General features: G+C 32.2%; 16 protein-coding genes. 9 read left to right on the forward strand and 7 right to left on the reverse strand.

What is annotated here, in order from left to right:
* Nucleotides 1–97 precede the first annotated feature (97 nt).
* Both WNY78_RS03900 and WNY78_RS03905 read left to right on the forward strand, forming a co-directional pair.
* Entirely contained in the window at nt 98–2,239 is a 2,142-nt protein-coding gene (locus tag WNY78_RS03900) for a TonB-dependent receptor (protein ID WP_342871877.1), read from the forward strand.
* Nucleotides 2,240–2,249: 10 nt separating this feature from the next.
* The gene (locus WNY78_RS03905; protein WP_342871878.1) at nt 2,250–3,353 is read left to right on the forward strand and encodes an HmuY family protein; all 1,104 of its coding nucleotides are present in this window, start codon (nt 2,250–2,252) and stop codon (nt 3,351–3,353) included.
* A gap of 54 nt (nt 3,354–3,407) precedes the next feature.
* Here WNY78_RS03905 and WNY78_RS03910 read toward each other — a convergent pair whose 3' ends face one another.
* Nucleotides 3,408–4,271 carry a hydroxymethylglutaryl-CoA lyase gene (locus tag WNY78_RS03910; protein ID WP_342871879.1) on the reverse strand — a complete coding sequence of 288 codons (864 nt, stop codon included), beginning with the start codon at nt 4,269–4,271 and terminating at the stop codon, nt 3,408–3,410.
* 37 nt (nt 4,272–4,308) lie between these two features.
* Nucleotides 4,309–4,935 (reverse strand): LysE family translocator, encoded by a 627-nt coding sequence (locus tag WNY78_RS03915; RefSeq protein WP_342871880.1) that lies wholly within the window; start codon nt 4,933–4,935, stop codon nt 4,309–4,311.
* Between the two features lie 90 nt (nt 4,936–5,025).
* Between WNY78_RS03915 and WNY78_RS03920 the strand changes: the two genes are divergently transcribed.
* Both WNY78_RS03920 and WNY78_RS03925 read left to right on the forward strand, forming a co-directional pair.
* Nucleotides 5,026–5,979, forward strand: a complete 954-nt coding sequence (locus WNY78_RS03920; RefSeq protein ID WP_342871881.1) for a spondin domain-containing protein — start codon at nt 5,026–5,028, stop codon at nt 5,977–5,979.
* A 91-nt stretch (nt 5,980–6,070) separates the two neighbouring features.
* Nucleotides 6,071–7,813 (forward strand): T9SS type A sorting domain-containing protein, encoded by a 1,743-nt coding sequence (locus tag WNY78_RS03925; protein WP_342871882.1) that lies wholly within the window; start codon nt 6,071–6,073, stop codon nt 7,811–7,813.
* A gap of 43 nt (nt 7,814–7,856) precedes the next feature.
* Here the strand turns inward: WNY78_RS03925 and WNY78_RS03930 are convergent, their stop codons facing one another.
* Nucleotides 7,857–8,894, reverse strand: a complete 1,038-nt coding sequence (locus WNY78_RS03930; RefSeq protein WP_342871883.1) for a quinone-dependent dihydroorotate dehydrogenase — start codon at nt 8,892–8,894, stop codon at nt 7,857–7,859.
* A 123-nt stretch (nt 8,895–9,017) separates the two neighbouring features.
* Here WNY78_RS03930 and pepT point away from each other — a divergent pair, with 123 nt between their 5' ends.
* Both pepT and WNY78_RS03940 read left to right on the forward strand, forming a co-directional pair.
* Complete coding sequence (pepT, locus tag WNY78_RS03935; RefSeq protein ID WP_342871884.1) at nt 9,018–10,262, forward strand: peptidase T; 1,245 nt, start codon at nt 9,018–9,020, stop codon at nt 10,260–10,262.
* A 14-nt stretch (nt 10,263–10,276) separates the two neighbouring features.
* Nucleotides 10,277–10,879, forward strand: coding sequence for a DUF1801 domain-containing protein (locus WNY78_RS03940; protein ID WP_342871885.1), 603 nt, complete (start codon nt 10,277–10,279; stop codon nt 10,877–10,879).
* 198 nt (nt 10,880–11,077) lie between these two features.
* Here the strand turns inward: WNY78_RS03940 and yajC are convergent, their stop codons facing one another.
* The 4 genes from yajC to WNY78_RS03960 all read right to left on the reverse strand — a co-directional run bounded on the left by yajC (nt 11,078) and on the right by WNY78_RS03960 (nt 14,169).
* Nucleotides 11,078–11,365 carry a preprotein translocase subunit YajC gene (gene yajC, locus WNY78_RS03945; protein ID WP_342871886.1) on the reverse strand — a complete coding sequence of 96 codons (288 nt, stop codon included), beginning with the start codon at nt 11,363–11,365 and terminating at the stop codon, nt 11,078–11,080.
* Between the two features lie 4 nt (nt 11,366–11,369).
* Entirely contained in the window at nt 11,370–11,867 is a 498-nt protein-coding gene (locus WNY78_RS03950; protein ID WP_342871887.1) for a DUF1573 domain-containing protein, read from the reverse strand.
* Nucleotides 11,868–11,992: 125 nt separating this feature from the next.
* A complete protein-coding gene (gene nusB / locus WNY78_RS03955) occupies nt 11,993–12,904 on the reverse strand; it encodes a transcription antitermination factor NusB (protein WP_342871888.1) in 912 nt (303 codons plus the stop codon).
* Between the two features lie 161 nt (nt 12,905–13,065).
* Nucleotides 13,066–14,169 carry a Glu/Leu/Phe/Val dehydrogenase gene (locus WNY78_RS03960; RefSeq protein ID WP_342871889.1) on the reverse strand — a complete coding sequence of 368 codons (1,104 nt, stop codon included), beginning with the start codon at nt 14,167–14,169 and terminating at the stop codon, nt 13,066–13,068.
* 145 nt (nt 14,170–14,314) lie between these two features.
* Here WNY78_RS03960 and WNY78_RS03965 point away from each other — a divergent pair, with 145 nt between their 5' ends.
* From WNY78_RS03965 to WNY78_RS03975, 3 genes are all read left to right on the forward strand, one after another.
* Nucleotides 14,315–16,069: an ABC transporter ATP-binding protein gene (locus WNY78_RS03965; protein ID WP_342871890.1), complete on the forward strand. Its 1,755-nt coding sequence runs from the start codon at nt 14,315–14,317 to the stop codon at nt 16,067–16,069.
* A gap of 71 nt (nt 16,070–16,140) precedes the next feature.
* Nucleotides 16,141–16,542, forward strand: a complete 402-nt coding sequence (locus WNY78_RS03970) for a PUR family DNA/RNA-binding protein (RefSeq protein ID WP_342871891.1) — start codon at nt 16,141–16,143, stop codon at nt 16,540–16,542.
* A gap of 118 nt (nt 16,543–16,660) precedes the next feature.
* On the forward strand, nt 16,661–19,165 hold the full coding sequence (locus WNY78_RS03975; RefSeq protein ID WP_342871892.1) for a M14 family metallopeptidase: 2,505 nt from the start codon (nt 16,661–16,663) through the stop codon (nt 19,163–19,165).
* The last annotated feature ends 141 nt before the right edge of the window (nt 19,166–19,306 follow it).

Here is a 19,306-nt window from a genome sequence, read left to right on the forward strand (position 1 = left end):
CGTTTATTATTTGAGATTAAAAAAAGTTTAAATTTATCTATTCTTATTTAGATTGAATTAAAATAAGTATATATATTTGCAGCAAAACTAATCAAGAATGAGTCTAAATAAAAATAATTTTAGCATTTATTTTTCACTTTTTTTTATAAGCTTGTCTTTTTCACAGACAACCAGAGAGATAGAGAAAGATTCTACTAAAATTGAAACATTAGAGGAAATTGTAATCACAGGACAATATAATCCGCAGTCTATAAAGAAGTCTGTTCACAATGTAATTGTTATTAATAGAAAACAGATTGAACAACAAGCTGCAAGTAACTTAGCCGATTTATTAAACTTCAATCTCAACCTTAATATCATACCTAATTCTCAATCAGGAAAATCAACAATTTCATTTTTCGGACTAGATGCACAATACTTTAATATACTCATAGATAATGTGCCAATGGTTAGTGATAATGGCTTAGGAAACAATATAGACTTAACACAAATAAATCTTGACGATGTTGAACGAATTGAAATTGTAGAAGGCTCAATGGGAGTTGAATATGGAGCTAATGCAGTCTCAGGTGTGATTAATATAATTACTAAAAAGTCTATTGATAATGATTGGAAAATTCAAACCTATATACAAGAAGAAACGATTAGTGATGAATATGCTTGGTTTGACGAAGGTCGTCACATACAATCTATAAACATTGCACATAATATCAATGATAAATGGTTTGCTAAACTAGGTTTTAACAGAAATGACTTTACAGGATTTCTTAATAACAGACAAGGTAAAAGCTATTATCAAAACGATGGATTACGAGGTTATGAGTGGTTACCAAAACATCAAATAACCAGCAATGCGATAGTAAATTACAAAGCGAAAAATTTTAGAGTATTTTACAAGTTTGAATATTTTAACGAACGTATCAATTTTTATGATGCTACCGTAAGAGCAAATATTGATACCCAATCTCAAACAAGTAATCCATCTGCTACAGACAGAATTTTCACCACCAATCGTTTTCTAAATAATCTCAATATAGATGGAAAACTAAATTCTGGAGCTAACTACACATTCGCGTTATCATACCAACAACAAAAACGTGATATTAACGAGTTTAACTATTATATTCTGAGCCATGAACGAAGCAATGAAATAGATGAAACATATCAATCTAGTCAAGTTGTGTTTTCAAAAGGAACCATTAATAATCTTGTAAAAAATGATACTTATAATTTTCAATTAGGTTATGAAGGTCGCTACATAGAAGGATTTGACACACAAGCCTCTGGAGAAATCACACAGCAAAACAAAACAAATAAACAAAATAATATTGCGATTTTTGGTTCTTCGGAAATTGAACTATCCAATACATTCTCGCTAAGACCAGGAGCACGTTTTGAGTATAATTCTTTATTTAATTCAAAATTTTTAGGATCACTTAGTGCTCGCTATTTATTAAAAAACGGATTTGAACTTCGAGGAAATATAGGTACATCCTACAGAGTACCAAATTTTGAAGAACTCTATTACTATTTTGTGGATTCTAATCATGATGTTCAAGGTAATGAGAATTTAGACCCAGAAAGTGGCTATTCTGCATTCCTAAACTTAAAAAAACGCAGTTGGTTTAATGATATTTCAATGATTTCAAATTTTAAAATGAGCTACATTGATGTGTCAGATAAAATTGATTTAGCAGTTGTAAATACAACACCTTTACAATTTCAGTATATAAACATCGACAAATTTAAACTTTGGGGATTAACTCTAGATAACACTATTAAAACACAAGGACTCTCATTTAACTTAGGTGTCACTTTTCAAGGAATTTCTCGTATTAACTCAAATGAAGTTAATGGTCAGGACGATTTTTTATACAATTTTCAAGTGAATACAAGTGCATCTTATGTTCATAAAAAATGGGATACTGTATTCTCTTTATATCTCAAATATAATGGAGAGCAACAAAATTATGTGGCTACAGATACAGATGAAAATGGTAACTCTCTATATTCAAAATCAACAACAGAAGGCTATAGTTGGTTAGACGCCTCAATAAAAAAATCATTTTTTGACAATACAATAGATCTCACTTTAGGAAGTAGAAATCTATTAGATATCACTAACGTCAACATTAATAATGCTACAGTTGGAGGTACGCACTCATCAAACAACAATGCTCTTTTATTGGGCTACGGAAGATCTTATTACTTAAAACTATTATATAACTTAAATTTTTAAAAAGAATACCATGACAAACAAATTATTAAAACTCACAATATGCTTAAGCATTATATTATTTACTAGCTGTAGTGATAATGATGATGGACCACAAGCGCCTCTAGAAATTACTATTGAAGGTGCAGCAATATCACCTGAAATTGGTGGATCAAACCAACCTAATCAAGTCTATATAGATTTGAGTACAACTACAACAACTGCTGTACAACGTGATAGTTGGGATTTAGGATTTTACTCTGGAAACGATTTTAGAGTTGTAATCAATGGATCTATTGCTATGGCAGTTGCAGAGCTTTCTGTAACTGATATTGATGCAATTTCATCTTCTACTCAAGAGGTTGTGGATGTACAACCTCAAGTGGCTGTTGGAACGTTTGATAGTAGTAATGTAGCTTATGTAGATGCTTTTGACGGAAACATTAATGGCACTGCAATAGAACAAATATCTGATATCGATTCTGAAAACAATGTCTACTTAGTAAATCTTGGAAATGAAGTAGGTACTGATACACCTACAACTGGAAGTGTTTCCTTAGATGGAGAAGACAGAGGTTGGATTAAAATAAGAGTGTTAAAAGATGGCAACAACTATCTTCTACAATATGCAGATTTGGATGCGACAACTCATAACGAAATCACAATTTCAAAAAGTACAAACTATAATTTCACGTTCTTCAGTTTCAATACTGAAACTATAGTAAACGTTGAACCAATTGCTACAATGTGGGATTTAAACTTTACTGTTTTTACTGATGAAGTTTTTGCTGGACCTGACAGTTATGGTGCTTACATTTATGCCGATTTTGTAACGAGTAACAACCTTCAAAATGTAGGTATTTATATGATAGATACTGAAGTAGATACTCAATTTTCTTATGACAATTTTACGTTTTTAGATGTAGACGATTTTAACTTCTCAACTGATCAACGTACTATTGGCAGCACATGGAGAAATGGTGGTGGACCAGGTGCTTTACCTTCACTAAAAGAAAATGTATTTTACATCGTAAATGATGCTAATGGTAATTATTATAAATTAAAATTTTTGGCACTCACTAATCCAGATGGAGAACGTGGATATCCTGAATTCGTGTACAGTTTATTAGAAGAATAAGTCTTAGTGACTGTCTAAAACATAAAAGTCCTTATCGAAAGATAAGGGCTTTTTTTAATGGTATTTAGTAAAAATCTTTGTTGCTTCGTTATAAGAACTCTCAAAACTCATCGCATTAAGATTATTATGTTTAGTGGATGTAAAATAGGATAGTAATTTTTCGGTAGGCATATTACCTGTAAGTTCATCTTTTGCCATTGGGCAACCACCAAATCCTTGAATAGCACCATCAAAACGCATACAACCTGCTTTAAATGCTGCATCTACTTTTTCATGCCAAGTTGTTGGTGTCGTATGTAAATGTGCACCAAACTCAATCTCAGAATATTGCGGAATTAAATTAGAAAACAAATAGTCAATATTTTCAGGATCAGAACTTCCAATAGTATCACTGAGTGAAAGAATCTTCACTCCCATTTTGCTTAATCGTTCTGTCCATTCTCCTACGATATCTACATTCCAAGGATCACCATAAGGGTTTCCAAATCCCATTGAAATATAGACAACAACTTCTTTATTGTGAGTATTAGCGAGTTCTAAAATTTCAGAAAGCGTTACAACAGATTGCGCAATGGTTTTATGAGTATTACGCATTTGAAAATTCTCTGAAATTGAAAATGGATAACCTAAATAATCAATCTCAGGATGTTTACAAGCATCACTAGCACCTCTTGTATTTGCTATAATGGCTAGCAATTTACTTTTAGTTGTACTCAAATCAAGCTGCGCTAAAACTTCGGCAGTATCTACCAATTGTGGAATCGCTTTAGGTGATACAAAACTCCCAAAATCTATGGTATCAAAACCTACACGTAACAAAGATTGGATGTATTGTACTTTCGTTTCCGTAGGAATAAAAGTTTTAATCCCTTGCATCGCGTCACGAGGACATTCAATTATTTTTATAGGTGTAGTCATCTTGTTCAAAGATAGTAATAATGACGAAATGTTGGTTTTATTTTTCCGAAGTAAAAATTAAAATTGCAATCGCAACAAAGACAATAATTTGAAGCCATTTTAAGTATAACCCAATTTTTTTATTCTGTTTAATATATTCGGAAATGGAACCAGCTAAAACAGCTAGTAATGAAAAAATGATACCAGATACAAGCATAAACAATAGACCCAATGTGTAAAATTGAACAACAGAATTCAAAGTGTCACTAAACAGAAATCCTGGAAAAAATGCTAAAAAGAAAATAGACACTTTAGGGTTTAATACGTTCATTATAAACCCTTGTTTAAATAGTTGTAATATACTTTTCTTCGGAATATTGTCGCTATTTAAACTCAACTCAGAACTTGATTTATAAACTTTAAAAGCTAAAAACAATAAATAGAGTGCGCCAAGTAATTTTATAATAAAAAATAAAGTGCCACTTTCTTTAATTATTGCAGATACTCCAAAAGCTACAAGTGTAGTATGTACTAAACAACCTGTGATTAAACCTGCTACTGTAGCTAATCCATATTTTTTGCCATTTACTATACTTTGCATCAGTACATAGATGTTATCTGGTCCTGGAGATAGTGCTAAAACCGAAGTGGCAATCATAAAAGAAATAAGGAGGTCGTAATTCAAGTTGATTTTTTTTCTAAAAATAATTAAAATATTATGTAAGACTACTATTGTTTTAACGACATAAAATACTAATCATTAATTAATCCCACTATGAAAAAAATTACTTTAGCTTTAAAACCCTTAGTATCTACCACAGTGTTGCTCATTACTGCAATGACTTTCGCTCAATCCACAGCCAGTTATAATATTACATTTAATAGTACTTGGGAAAATGAAACTGTAGATCCTATAAATGGTAACAGTACTGCTACAATTCCTGGAAATGCGCATTGGTCTAATTTTGTTGGTGCGACACATAATAGTAATTATACGCTAGTAGAAATGGGTTCATTAGCATCTTTAGGTATTAAAAATGTTGCTGAAACTGGAAATAATGATGCTATCATGGCAGAAGTTATGAATGAAATTAATGTTACAGGTAATGCAGACCAATGGCTACAAGAAGGGTTTTCTCCTTTTGCTGCAATTAGCTCTGCAATGTTTACAGATGTACTTGTGAGTGAAGACTATCCATTAATAAGTTTAGTGTCTATGATAGCACCAAGTCCAGACTGGATGATTGCAGTAGATGCTATTAATTTAAGAGATGGCAATTCATGGAAAACTGAAGTTGTAATAGACTTATTCCCATATGATGCTGGTACAGATAGTGGTACGACTTATGGAGCTGCAAATCAAATTACAATGCCTTTTGAACCTGTTGATATTCTTATTAATGAAGGTCCATTTAATGCTAAGCCAATAGGTACAATTACCATAACTTTTACTGGTGAAACTCTTAGTGTTGGTTCTCAAAACATCACACAAGTGAGCTTATATCCAAACCCTTCAAATGGCTTGTTTAATGTTAAAACGTCTAATTCTAATTCGCTTAATGAAGCATTGGTTTATGATATTTTAGGAAAACAGGTTGCTACTTTCAAAAACACGAGTTCTGAAAACGACTTACAAATAGATTTAACTCACTTAAACAATGGTGTTTACTTAGTGAGATTAGTTCTAGAAGATGGTTCACAATCTACTAAAAAGGTGATTATCAACTAATACATCTGTGTATTTCATCTATAAATTAGGTATTTAATCGGATTTTCATATATTTACAACCTAAAGTTAACCTACACATATTCTTTAAGTTATGAAGAAAAGTATCCAAATCAAGGCATTGTTATGTCTTAGCATGATATTTTCATTTTCTTTTGTAGATGCACAAAATGAACCACAATGTGGTACAGTTGCTACAGCAGAATCTGAAAAATATTTTCAAAACTCACTTCCACAAATTAGACAATTTGAACAAGAGTATTACCAACTAAGTTCTCAACGGTCTTCAACAGCTGTGAGTTCTGTACCTGTGAAAGTACATATTTTAAGAACTGATGCTGGATTTGGTGGTTTATCTGAAAGTGATATTAATTCTATCATTGCTGACATGAATGTCTTTTATGCAAACGCATTTCTAGAATTCTTTATTTGTGATGCTATTAATTATATAGACAGCTCTGAATATTATGATTATTCAATTGATGAAGAAGATGCCTTAACACTAGCTAATAATACTGCTAACGTAATTAATATCTATTTTGCAAACTCTGTAAGTACTGCAGAAGGTGGTGGATTATGTGGATATGCATATTTTCCTGGTGGACCAGAAATTATCATGATGGATAATTCTTGTGCTATCAATGGTAGTACAATGTCTCATGAAATGGGACACTTCTTTGGATTATCTCATACACATGGAAACACAAATGGTACGTTAACAACAGAATTAGTTGATGGCTCTAATTGTGACACAGATGGTGATTTTATTTGTGATACTGCTGCAGATCCTCAATTAGGATATGGTAATGTAAACACATCTTGTAATTATGTTGGTACAGCAACAGATGCTAATGGTGAGGATTTTGTGCCAGACCCTCTAAATTTAATGTCCTATTCTAGAAAAGAATGTCGTACATTATTCTCTTCAGGTCAATACGCTCGAATTTATGGTGTGTACCAGGCTTCTAGATCTGTAATGGCTTGCCCAACTTTTAATGTAGATCTTACTGCAGATTTCACTCGAGATTGCGGTAATTCTATGGTCGTTGACTTTACAGATACTAGTATTGGAGCAACAGCATGGGAATGGGATGTTGATGGAGATGATATTATAGATTATACAACTCAAAATCCTTCTCATACATATTCTAGTCAAGGCGAATATGATGTTACTTTAACTATTTCAAACGGATCAGAATCTTTAACAAAAGTATACCAAGAATATATCATTGTTGGAGGAGAAACCACTAATACAACCCAAATCATATTAACCTTAACTACAGATGATTGGCCTAATGAAACCTCATGGGTTTTTAGAGATAGTGCTGGTTCTGCTTTATATACGAGTCCAACATATGTTGATGGAGATGATGATTTCACAACTTTTACAGAAACCTTTGACATTTCAACAAATGAATGTTACACATTCGAAATGATTGATAGTTATGGTGATGGTATTTGTTGTTTCTCAGGTAATGGGTCTTACACACTTGAGACTTTAGAAGGTGCTCCAGTTATTACTGGTGGAGATTATGGATTTGGCGAAATCACCTATATGGCTAACGCTGTGTTAAACGTAAACGACTATTTTTCTTCTAATGAAATCAGTGTATTTCCAAATCCAACACAAGATATTTTAAATATTAAATTAGCTAATACTAATGATTTACCAGACAGTTATACCGTTTATAATATGTTAGGTCAAATTATTACGAGCAAGAAAATTACTCAAGTAGATGATTTAAATTTACAAACCGATACATTTAGTAATGGTGTATATTATTTAGAATTGACTAAAGAAAATAACTCAAGTACAATACCGTTTATTAAGAATTAGTACTTCGGAAATATGATAACTCAAAAGCGAATTGACTTAACCGTTAGTTCGCTTTTTTTAGTAGTAACTTATTAATGCTTTTAATCAAACTTGGACCTTCATAAATAAAACCAGTATACACTTGTACTAAGCTAGCTCCAGCTTCTATTTTTTCTAGAGCATCTTCTGCAGAATGAATGCCTCCTACTCCAATTATTGGAAACGATTGATTACTTTTTTCTGAAAGATATTTGATAACTCGTGTAGATTTCTCTTTAATAGGTTGTCCACTTAGTCCACCATTTCCTATGTCTGCAAGACGCTCATCAGACGCTTTTAAACCCGTTCTATCAATTGAAGTATTGCTCGCAATTACTCCATCAAGGCTCGTTTCAGCAATAATATCAACAATTTCATCCAACTGTTGGTCATTTAAGTCTGGAGCAATTTTCAATAAGATAGGCTTTTGAGTATCAAATGTGCTATTTGCTTTTTGTACTTCATAAATAAGCTCAAGAAGATACTCTTTATCATTCAGTTTCGCATGACTGCCAACATTAGGGCAGCTTACATTGAGCACAAAATAATCAACATAAGGATGTAAGCCGTTAAAACAAGTGATGTAATCTTTAGTGTAATCTTCAGGTTTGGTATCTGTATTTTTACCAATATTTCCTCCAATGATGAGTTTACCTTTATTCATTTTTAATTGGGTAATTGCAGTTTCTAAACCTTCGTTATTAAAACCCATTCGGTTGATAATCCCTTTATCATCCTTTAATCTAAATAAACGCTTTTTAGGGTTTCCAACTTGACCTTTAGGAGTTACTGTACCAATTTCTATAAACCCAAAACCAAAATTTGCCAACTCATTATATAAGACCGCATTTTTATCAAAACCTGCAGCTAAACCTACTGGATTTTTAAATTTCAGTCCAAAAACCTCACGCTCCAAAGCTGGATTTTCTACGAGATATAAATTTCTAAATAAAGATTTAAATCCTGGTATTCTGGATACATTCCGAATTAAAGAAAAGGTAAAGTAGTGTACTTTTTCAGGATCAAAACAAAATAATAAGGGTCTTAGTAACAGCTTGTACATTGAAAATCTTTTCTAGTGCAAAAATAATATACATTTGAATATAATCCCTAACTTTAGGATTAATAATTAACCTATAGTTTTTTATCTTTCACACAAACCCTAAAAAGAAAACAATTACACGTTATGATTTCAAAAGAAGACATCACAAAACGATTTATAAGCTACGTTATAGTTGACACAGAATCAGATCCAGAAAGTGACACTACACCAAGTACAGCAAAACAATGGGACTTAGCAAATGCGCTCGTTGAAGAATTAAAGTCCATTGGCATGAGCGATGTTACCATTGATAAAAATGCGTATATCATGGCAACTTTACCAAGTAATGTGGATTATGATGTACCAACTATTGGTTTTGTATCTCATTTTGATACCACTCCAGATTTTACTGGAGCAAATGTAAAACCTCAGATTATTGAAAATTATGACGGAAAGGATATTATTTTAAATGCTTCGGAAAACATCGTGCTTTCTCCAGATTATTTTGAAGATTTATTACTCTATAAAGGTCAAACTTTAATTACAACAGATGGTACGACACTTCTTGGAGCAGATGACAAAGCTGGAATAACAGAAATTATCTCTGCCATGGAACACCTTATCAATAATCCAGAAATTAAACATGGAACGATACGAGTAGGATTTACTCCAGATGAAGAAATTGGTCGTGGTGCACACAAATTTGATGTCAAAAAATTTGGAGCAGATTGGGCTTACACTATGGATGGCAGTCAAATTGGAGAATTAGAATACGAGAATTTTAATGCTGCTGGAGTAAAAGTTAATATTAAAGGTAAAATTGTGCATCCAGGTTACGCTAAAGGAAAAATGGTTAACTCCATGTACATCGCTACAGAGTTCATAAATTCTTTACCTCGTTTGGAAACACCAGAGCACACTGAGGATTACCAAGGTTTTTTCCATCTTCACAATATAGAAGGAAGTGTTGATGAAACGATACTCCAATATATCATTAGAGATCATGATATGGATCACTTTGAAGCAAGAAAAGAAGTAATGCAAAAACTCACAGATGCCATAAACGAACAATACGAACGTGAAGTCATTACTATTGAAATCAAAGACCAATACTTCAACATGAAAGAAAAGGTCGTACCTGTAATGCACATTGTTGATATTGCCGAAGAAGCAATGAAAGCCTTAGATATTGAACCGCTTATCAAACCTATTAGAGGAGGAACCGATGGTTCTCAACTAAGTTATATGGGTTTACCTTGTCCGAATATTTTTGCTGGTGGACATAATTTCCACGGAAGATATGAATACGTACCAGTAGAAAGTATGATAAAAGCAACAGAGGTTATTTGTAAAATTGTAGAGTTAGCTGCAGAAAAGGCATTGAAATAAAGATTGAGATTAGCATGAAAAAAGTAAATTCCGTAGAAGAATACATAGAAGTAAACTCTCATTTTTCTGAAGAACTTACTATACATCGGAAAATTATAAACTCAACAGAGTTAGAAGAAACCATAAAATGGAGTATGCCAACATATTGCTTAAATGGTAAAAATATACTAGGTCTTGGAGCCTTTAAAAATCATTTCTGTATTTGGTTTCATCATGGTATCTTTTTGAAAGACGAACATGATTTACTTCATAATGCTCAAGAAAACAAAACAAAAGGCATGCGTCAAATGCGTTTTGAATCTAAAAGTGATATCATTGAGGCTGCTGTGCTAAGCTATGTAAAAGAAGCTACTGAAAATCAAAGATTAGGCAAAGAAATCAAACCTACAAGAACAACAAAAAAAGATGTAGTCATACCAGATTTGATTAGCGAAGTTATAAAATCAAATGCTGAATTCGAAACAGCATTTAAAGCGTTATCTCCTTCATGCCAAAGAGAATATTGTAATTATATTACTGAAGCTAAACGAGATACTACAAAAATTTCAAGACTGGAGAAAATCAAACCTATGATTTTAAAAGGTAGTGGCTTGCATGACAAGTACAAAAATTGTTAAGGCTGTCTAGGTGTTGAATCAATTTGAAAATTTCAAAAATGAGCTATGCCATTTTCTACAAACCATTCGAATTTTGCACTTGAAAAATCTAACTCCCTTCATCTGAATGAAGAAATCTCTATTACCCAAGTAAATTATTAGACATAAAAAAACTCCGAAAGCGAACTTTCGGAGTTTTATATATAGACTATTTAAATTCTATTTTTCTTTAACAGGAGCGTTTAATTTTCGGCTAATTTCCATAGAAATAGCAGAACGTTCAAACTTAATTTTTCCTGCAAGGGTTTCGATAACACAGCTGTTGTCTTTATCATTTAGATCAACAACTTTACCATGCATACCGCTTTTTGTAACAACTTTATCACCTCTTTTTAGCTCTGCAGCAAACGCTTTTTCTTGCTTTGCTCTTTTCATCTGTGGTGCAATCATAAAGAAGTACACTACAGCAAACATGGCTACAAAAGGTAAAATATCTCCAATTCCCATAAAATTACTTTACAGATTTAATTGCAGCTGATCCAGCTTTCTTAGCTGGTGCATTAGGATCTGGCTCAACAAAAGCTTTAATCTTAACAATTTCAGAACCTTTTTCTGTGTTAGTTGTTAAAGTAATTGACTTTTGAACTTGGTTTGAACCTTTACCATTAAATTTTACAGTAAACTCAGCAGACTCACCTGGAGCTAATGGGTTTCTGTTCCAATCTGAAGGTACAGTACATCCACAAGTACTTTTAATATTACTTACTACTAAAGGTGTCTTACCTGTATTAGTGTAGCTAAACTTTGTTTCTACTGGAGTACCATTTACGATAGTTCCGAAATCGTGTTCAGTCTCAACAAATGAAATCACTGGAAAATCTCCAGCAGTTGCATCTCTTTCTGCAGCTACTGCTACATTTTCTGATTTAATTTTGCTTGTTGCATCTTCTTTACAAGATGTGAAAGCTACTAAACATAATGCGCTTAACGCTAAAATTGTTTTTTTCATTGCTCTATTTATTTAAATAATTTTTGATTCGAGAAGTCAAATGTACTAATAATTTCATTTAATCAAAATTTTTAGGCCATTTTCAAACAAAACATTAACACTCTATATCCTATAAAATATAAGGCTTACATTAAACCTCTACCAATTTTATTAAGGTTACCATCTGCAGTATATCCTTTAACAATTTTATCTAAAATACCATTAATGAAGTTACTACTTTTTGGTGTAGAATATTCTTTAGCAATTTCTAAATATTCGTTAATGGTTACTTTTACTGGGATTGATGGGAATTTTTGAAATTCACAAATAGCCATTTGCATCAATACTGTATCTATTTGAGTGATACGTTCTGCATCCCAGTTTTTAGTTTTAGATCCTATTTCTTCACTAAATTTAGTCTGATTTAGCATTGTTTTTTTCAACAATTCAACTCCAAAATCTCTGTCTTCCAAATCTTTATATAATTTTGGCGTAAAGAACTTACCTTCAGAGGACACTTTGACTTTCTTTAAAATCTTAAGGATTGCAGTATTAACAACAGGAAGATCATCCAACCAAGTAATGCGCTTATCTTCAAAAAAGTCATATAACTTATCATTAGGAGCAACAACTTCGGTAAATAAATCAATAATAAAAGCTTTATCTTCTTTAAAGGTTGATGTTTTAGTAGACATATAGTCTTTATAAATATCACTTTTAAGTATAGATTTGAATATCACATCAACATATTCAAAATCTAAATACCAAAGATTCTCTTTCTGGTTTTCAATTAATTCTAACAATACTTCATTAGAACTTAAAAGAGTTAACACCTCATTGTTTACAAACTTAGAGTTAGGATTTTTATCCTCTTTAGATGGTAATAATTTGTTTTGAGTTTTATCTAAGATATCTTTTGATTTTTTATGCACCTCAATTAACAATGATAATTGAGCAATAAATAAATCATACATGCTATCTAGGCTTCTTAGAAGAAATTTCTCGTTAACTTTTACATTATCACTTTCACCTTCAGTTGAAGCGTAAAGTGTTTGCATTACTTTAATACGAATATGTCGTCTATTTAACATGTTTACAAAGAACTATTAATTAATAAAAGCAAATTTGAATACTGACTTGTTGAAGTGCAGTTGTCAAATTTGCTTTGCAAAAATACTATAATTTTAAAAGGTGCAAACTATTTTAGTTTGTAATATTATTATTTTTGTTGTTCTCTTTTTCTAGTGTCGATACGTTGTTTTGCAATCGTCATTGCAGCAACATTGGTTGTCTCATTATTAATCTTTGCACGATTAAATATTTCTAATGTTGTATTGTAAATATTTTCGGTTTTACGAATAATTTCTTGACGATCATAATTCTCTAATTCTGCATAAACATTAATGATTCCTCCAGCATTAATTAAAAAATCTGGAGCATACAAAATATTTTTATCCTGTAATATTTTACCATGTTTAACTTCGTCAGCTAACTGATTATTGGCTGCACCTGCTATGATATCTGCTCTTAATTTATGGATTGTATCATCGTTAATAGTTGCACCCAAAGCGCAAGGCGCATAAATATCCATTTGCTCGCTATATATATCTTGTCCGCCATAAATAGTAACATCATATTTAGAACGCACTTCTTCTAAACGTTCTTGATTGATATCTGCAATTGTAACTTTAGCTCCTTCGTTAGTTAAATGTTCAACTAAAGATTCACCAACATGTCCAATACCTTGAACAAAAACATTTTTATCTTCAAGAATATCGCTACCATATTTAAACTTAGCAGCAGCTTTCATTCCCATAAAAACACCATAAGCTGTAATTGGTGATGGGTTTCCTGCACCTCCTTTACTTTCAGAAATTCCAGTAACATATGGTGTAACTTCTCTTACAAGATCCATATCTTCAGTAGTCATTCCTACATCTTCAGCAGTAATGTATCTACCACTTAAAGAGTGAACAAACTCACCAAACTTTTTCATGAGTTCGGGTGTTTTTTGAGTTTTAGCATCTCCAATAATAACTGCTTTTCCACCACCAAGGTTTAAACCAGTAATAGCAGATTTGAATGTCATCCCTCTTGAGAGTCTTAACACATCATTAAGTGCTTCCCATTCGTTATTATAATTCCACATTCTAGTACCTCCAAGAGCAGGTCCCAAAACTGTGTTATGAATTCCAATTATTGCTTTTAAACCAGTATCTTTGTCATTGCAAAAAACGATTTGTTCGTGATTATCAAAAGATAACTGCCCGAAAACTGGGTCTATCTTTGAAAGTTCTTTAGGACTTAAAACATCTGATGTCATTATATGTAGATTAAGTGTTTATTTTAATTATGTGTAAAATAGCGAGCAAAAATAATCCAATATTAGAGTATTAGCAAAAATAAGGTCTTAAAAATATCAATTTGTTAATATTAAATTTCGATATAGTAAAGTTTTGATATAGTAAATGAAAGAACTCAGACATATAAATAAATATTTTAAAAAGTATCGCTATAGATTACTGTTAGGAATCTTAATAACTATTGGTGCCAAAATATTTGCTCTTTTTACACCAAGATATATTGGAAAAGCTATTACTACTATTTCCAAAAAATTAAATGGAGACATTACAGAAACGGTTTTTAGACAAGAACTGGCTTTAAATATTGGTTACCTCATTGGAGCTGCCGTTATTGCTGGAATATTCACATTCTTAATGCGCCAAACCATTATAAATGTATCTCGTTTTATCGAATATGATTTGAAAAACGAAATCTATCAACAATATCAAAACCTATCACTTAATTTCTATAAAGCCAACAAAACTGGTGATTTAATGAATAGAATTAGTGAAGATGTAGGAAAAGTTAGAATGTATGCTGGTCCAGCAATTATGTATACAATTAATACTGTGACTCTTTTTATTGTGGCTTTGATTTATATGATAAGCGTTGCTCCTAAATTAACACTGTATACTGTTTTACCATTACCTTTATTATCTTTTATTATTTACAAATTAAGTAAGGTCATTAATAACCGAAGTAGAGTTGTACAAGAGTATTTATCACATCTTTCTGCCTATACACAAGAGTCTTTTAGTGGAATTTCTGTTATTAAATCCTACGGAATAGAAGAAAGAAACTATGATGAATTTAATAAACTTTCCGAAGAAAGTAAACAAAAGCAGATTGATTTAACGAAAGTTCAAGCGTTGTTTTTCCCTTCTATGATTTTACTTATTGGTTTAAGTAACGTTCTTGTTGCTTACATTGGTGGTATGCAATATATTAATGGAGAAATTAAAGAAATTGGTACTATTGCCGAATTTTTAATCTACGTTAATATGTTAACGTGGCCAGTTGCTACTGTAGGTTGGGTTACAAATCTAGTACAACAAGCCGAAGCATCTCAAAAACGTATCAACCAGTTTTTACAAGAAGAACCTGAGGTTAAAAACCTAAATACAACACCAACAAATATTGATGGTAATATAGAATTTAAAAATGTCAGCTATGTCTATCCAGATACAAATATAAAAGCTTTAGACAATGTTAGTTTTTCGCTTAAAAAAGGAGAAACGCTTGCTATATTAGGAAAAACAGGCTCTGGAAAATCGACAATTCTAGATTTAATTGGACGACTTTATGATGTGCAAGACGGTGAGATTTTAATTGATGGCACAAAAATAAATCAAATAAACCTTAAAAGTTTGAGAGACCATATTGGTTATGTGCCTCAGGATGCTTTTCTGTTTTCTGATACTATTGAAAACAATATCATGTTTGGTAAAGAAGATGCTACAGAAGAAGAGGTCATCCAAGCTGCTAAAAATGCTGACGTCCATAAAAATATTAAGACTTTTACTAATGGCTATAAAACCAAATTGGGAGAACGTGGTGTGACACTTTCTGGCGGACAAAAGCAACGTATATCTATTGCGAGAGCTATAATAAAAGCTCCAGAAATCATGTTGTTTGATGATTGCTTATCTGCTGTAGATACCGAAACCGAAGAAAAAATTCTTAAAAGTTTACGGAAAATTTCCGAAGGAAAAACAACCATTATAGTGAGTCATCGTGTATCTTCTGCAAAGGATGCTGATAAAATTATTGTACTCGAAGATGGTAAAATCATTCAAAAAGGAACACATGAAACTCTTGTTAATACAGATGGTTACTATAAAGAGCTATATTTAAAACAGCTAAGCACAAAAGAATTATAGTTATTTGTTGCTTACTAATCTTTTTTTTTAGATTTTTGGTGAACAATCAATTCAAAAATTAAAAATTAGCTATGAGTGATCACGGAATGATGGAGAAAGAAGAAATTTTCTCAAAAGTCTTAAGAGCAGGGCGACGAACCTATTTTTTTGATGTTAGGGCAACTAAGGCAGAAGATTATTATCTTACCATTACTGAAAGTAAAAAATTCACCAACGACGATGGATCTTTTCATTACAAAAAACATAAAATCTATTTATACAAAGAAGATTTTACAGAGTTCAATGAGATTTTAAGAGAAATGACCGATTATATTATAACTGAAAAAGGGGATGAAGTTATAAGTGAACGTCACCAAAAAGATTTCAAAAAAGAAGATTATTCTGCTCCTAATGATGTGACAGAAGGTGGAGAATCAATTGACACTTCTGATTCTGCTGAAAAATTTACAGATATTAATTTTGAAGATATATAAATCATTCAATTGTTAAATTATACCAAACCGCTATTCATTGAGTAGCGGTTTTTCTATTTTTATACCATTACTGTTTTCAATGTACTGAAATAGTATGACTAACTAATCAACTTGCTTTATGAGACTAACTATCCTTCTACTTGTGCTTTTTATATCAAATCTTAATGCACAATCTCAACCCGATTTATCGTATTATCTTTCTCAGGATACAACGTACGACCAAACTATCCCAACGCCAGAATCTGTAATTGGTCATCAAGTTGGTGAGTGGCATATTACTCATGATAAGTTGGTGTTTTACATGCAGGCATTAGCGAAATCTTCAAACAGGATTTCCATTGAAAATCGAGGTACAACCTATGAAGGCAGACCTCTACTCCTATTAACAATTACATCTCCAAATAATCATAAAAATTTAGAATCTATAAGGCAAGCACATATTGCTTCTACCCAAAATAATACCGTCAACACCAGCAATATGCCAATTGTGGTCTATCAAGGTTTTTCCATTCATGGTAATGAACCAAGCGGATCAAACGCAGCCATGTTGGCTGCTTATTATTTGGCTGCAGCCCAAAGTGAGGATGTAAAAAACTTGCTAGAAAATACTGTTATTTTATTTGACCCTTCTCTTAATCCTGACGGTTTACAACGTTTCGCTTATTGGGCAAATACGAATAAAAGTAAAAATCTTAATCCAGATCCTAACGATAGAGAATATGACGAGATATGGCCTGGAGGACGCACAAATCACTATTGGTTTGACATGAATCGAGATTGGCTACCTGTACAATTACCTGAGTCGCAAGCTCGTATTGCGAGTTTTCACAAATGGTTGCCAAATATCCTTACAGATCATCATGAAATGGGAACCAATGCGAGTTTCTTTTTTCAGCCAGGTATTCCATCAAGAACACATCCTCTTACTCCAAAACTCAATCAAGAACTCACTAAAAATATTGGTAATTTTCATGCAAAAGCCTTTGATAAAATTGGTTCGCTGTATTATACTGAAGAAAGCTTTGATGATTTTTACTACGGAAAAGGATCAACCTTTCCAGATATTAACGGTGGGATTGGGATTTTGTTCGAGCAAGCCAGTTCTCGAGGACACATTCAAGAAAGTGATAATGGGATTTTGACGTTTCCATTCACCATAAGAAATCAACTTACGGCTGCATTGTCTACTCTAGAAGCTGCAAAAAATATGCGTGAAGAGATTCTACAATACCAACATGATTTTTATAAAAATGCAAGAGCTGAAGCGACCAGAGAAAACGGAAAAGCAATCGTCTTTGGAGATGAAAAAGATGCTGCAAAAACATTTCATTTAGCCGAAATTTTAAAACGCCAACACATAGATTTCCATGAATTAAAGGCTGACTTTACGAGTAATGGCAAACGCTTTAAAAAAGGACATGCGTTTATTATTCCGAAGAATCAGAAAAACACACGTATGATAAATGCGATGTTTGAAAAGCGTACACAGTTTCAAGACAGCTTGTTTTATGATGTGTCTGCTTGGACATTTCCGTTAGCGTTTGGGTTGGATTATGCTGAAAACATAGCTACCTTAAATGCTGGAGCGAAAGTTGAAACACTTCAAATGAAAATTGGCAACGTTTCAGAGAAAAGTAATTATGCCTATTTAATGGAATGGCATGAATATTACACACCAAAAGCTTTAAATGCTATTTTAAGTTCTGGATTACGAGCAAAAGTAGGCATGAAACAATTTAGTATGAATGGCAAAGACTACGACTACGGAACGATTTTAATTCCGGTTCAAAATCAAGATAAATCTGCAACAGAACTCTATGCCTTTTTGCAGAACATTTCCGAAGAAAGTCATGTTCAAATTGATGCTGTAGAAACTGGATTAACTCAAGGTATTGATTTAGGAAGCAATCAATTTAGAGCCTTAAAACAGCCTAAAGTTGCTATGATTGTTGGTGATGGCATCAGTCCATATGATGCTGGAGAAATCTGGCATTTATTTGATCAACGTTATGATATACGACTCACTAAATTGGATAACAACTCATTAAATAGGGCAGATTTGAATCGTTATAACACCATTATTTTACCAAGTGGTCGTGTTGATGGAGGTGCTACAAAAAAACTAAAAGAATGGGTTGAAAAAGGTGGTACTCTCATTGGTTACAGAAGTGCTTTAAACTGGTTAAAAAACAGCGAGTTTATTAAAATAGATTTCAAAAAAATGGAGCGTGAAGCTAAGAACATCACCTTTGAACAACGAAGTGATTTTAGAGGTGCTCAATATATTGGAGGTGCTATTTTTGAAGCTAATATTGACCGTTCGCATCCTATAAACTTTGGATATAAAAATGATAAAATCGCTTTATTTAGAAACAATACGTTGTTTATGAAAGCAGATAAACAAAGTTATAATAACCCAATTCAATACACAAAAAACCCATTATTGAGTGGTTATATTTCAAAACCAAATTTAGATAGTTTAGCATTAACAGTCCCTTTTAAGGTTAAAAATTTAGGACGTGGAAATGTTGTTGTATTTACTGATAACACTAACTTTAGAGCCTTTTGGTATGGTACTAACAAATTGTTGATGAATGCTATTTTCTTTAGAGAGGAGATGTAATTAGTTTACAGTTGCAGTTTTCAGTATGCTTACTCGGTTGTAAACTATTACGCAGAGATTCTTTGAAAAACACAGAGGTGTCTTTTTAGAAATTAGCACTATATGGTCTTATTGGGACAAATATTTCGAGAAAACCGAAAC

It is taken from the genome of Psychroserpens sp. AS72 (assembly GCF_038900375.1).
GTDB lineage: Bacteria > Bacteroidota > Bacteroidia > Flavobacteriales > Flavobacteriaceae > Psychroserpens.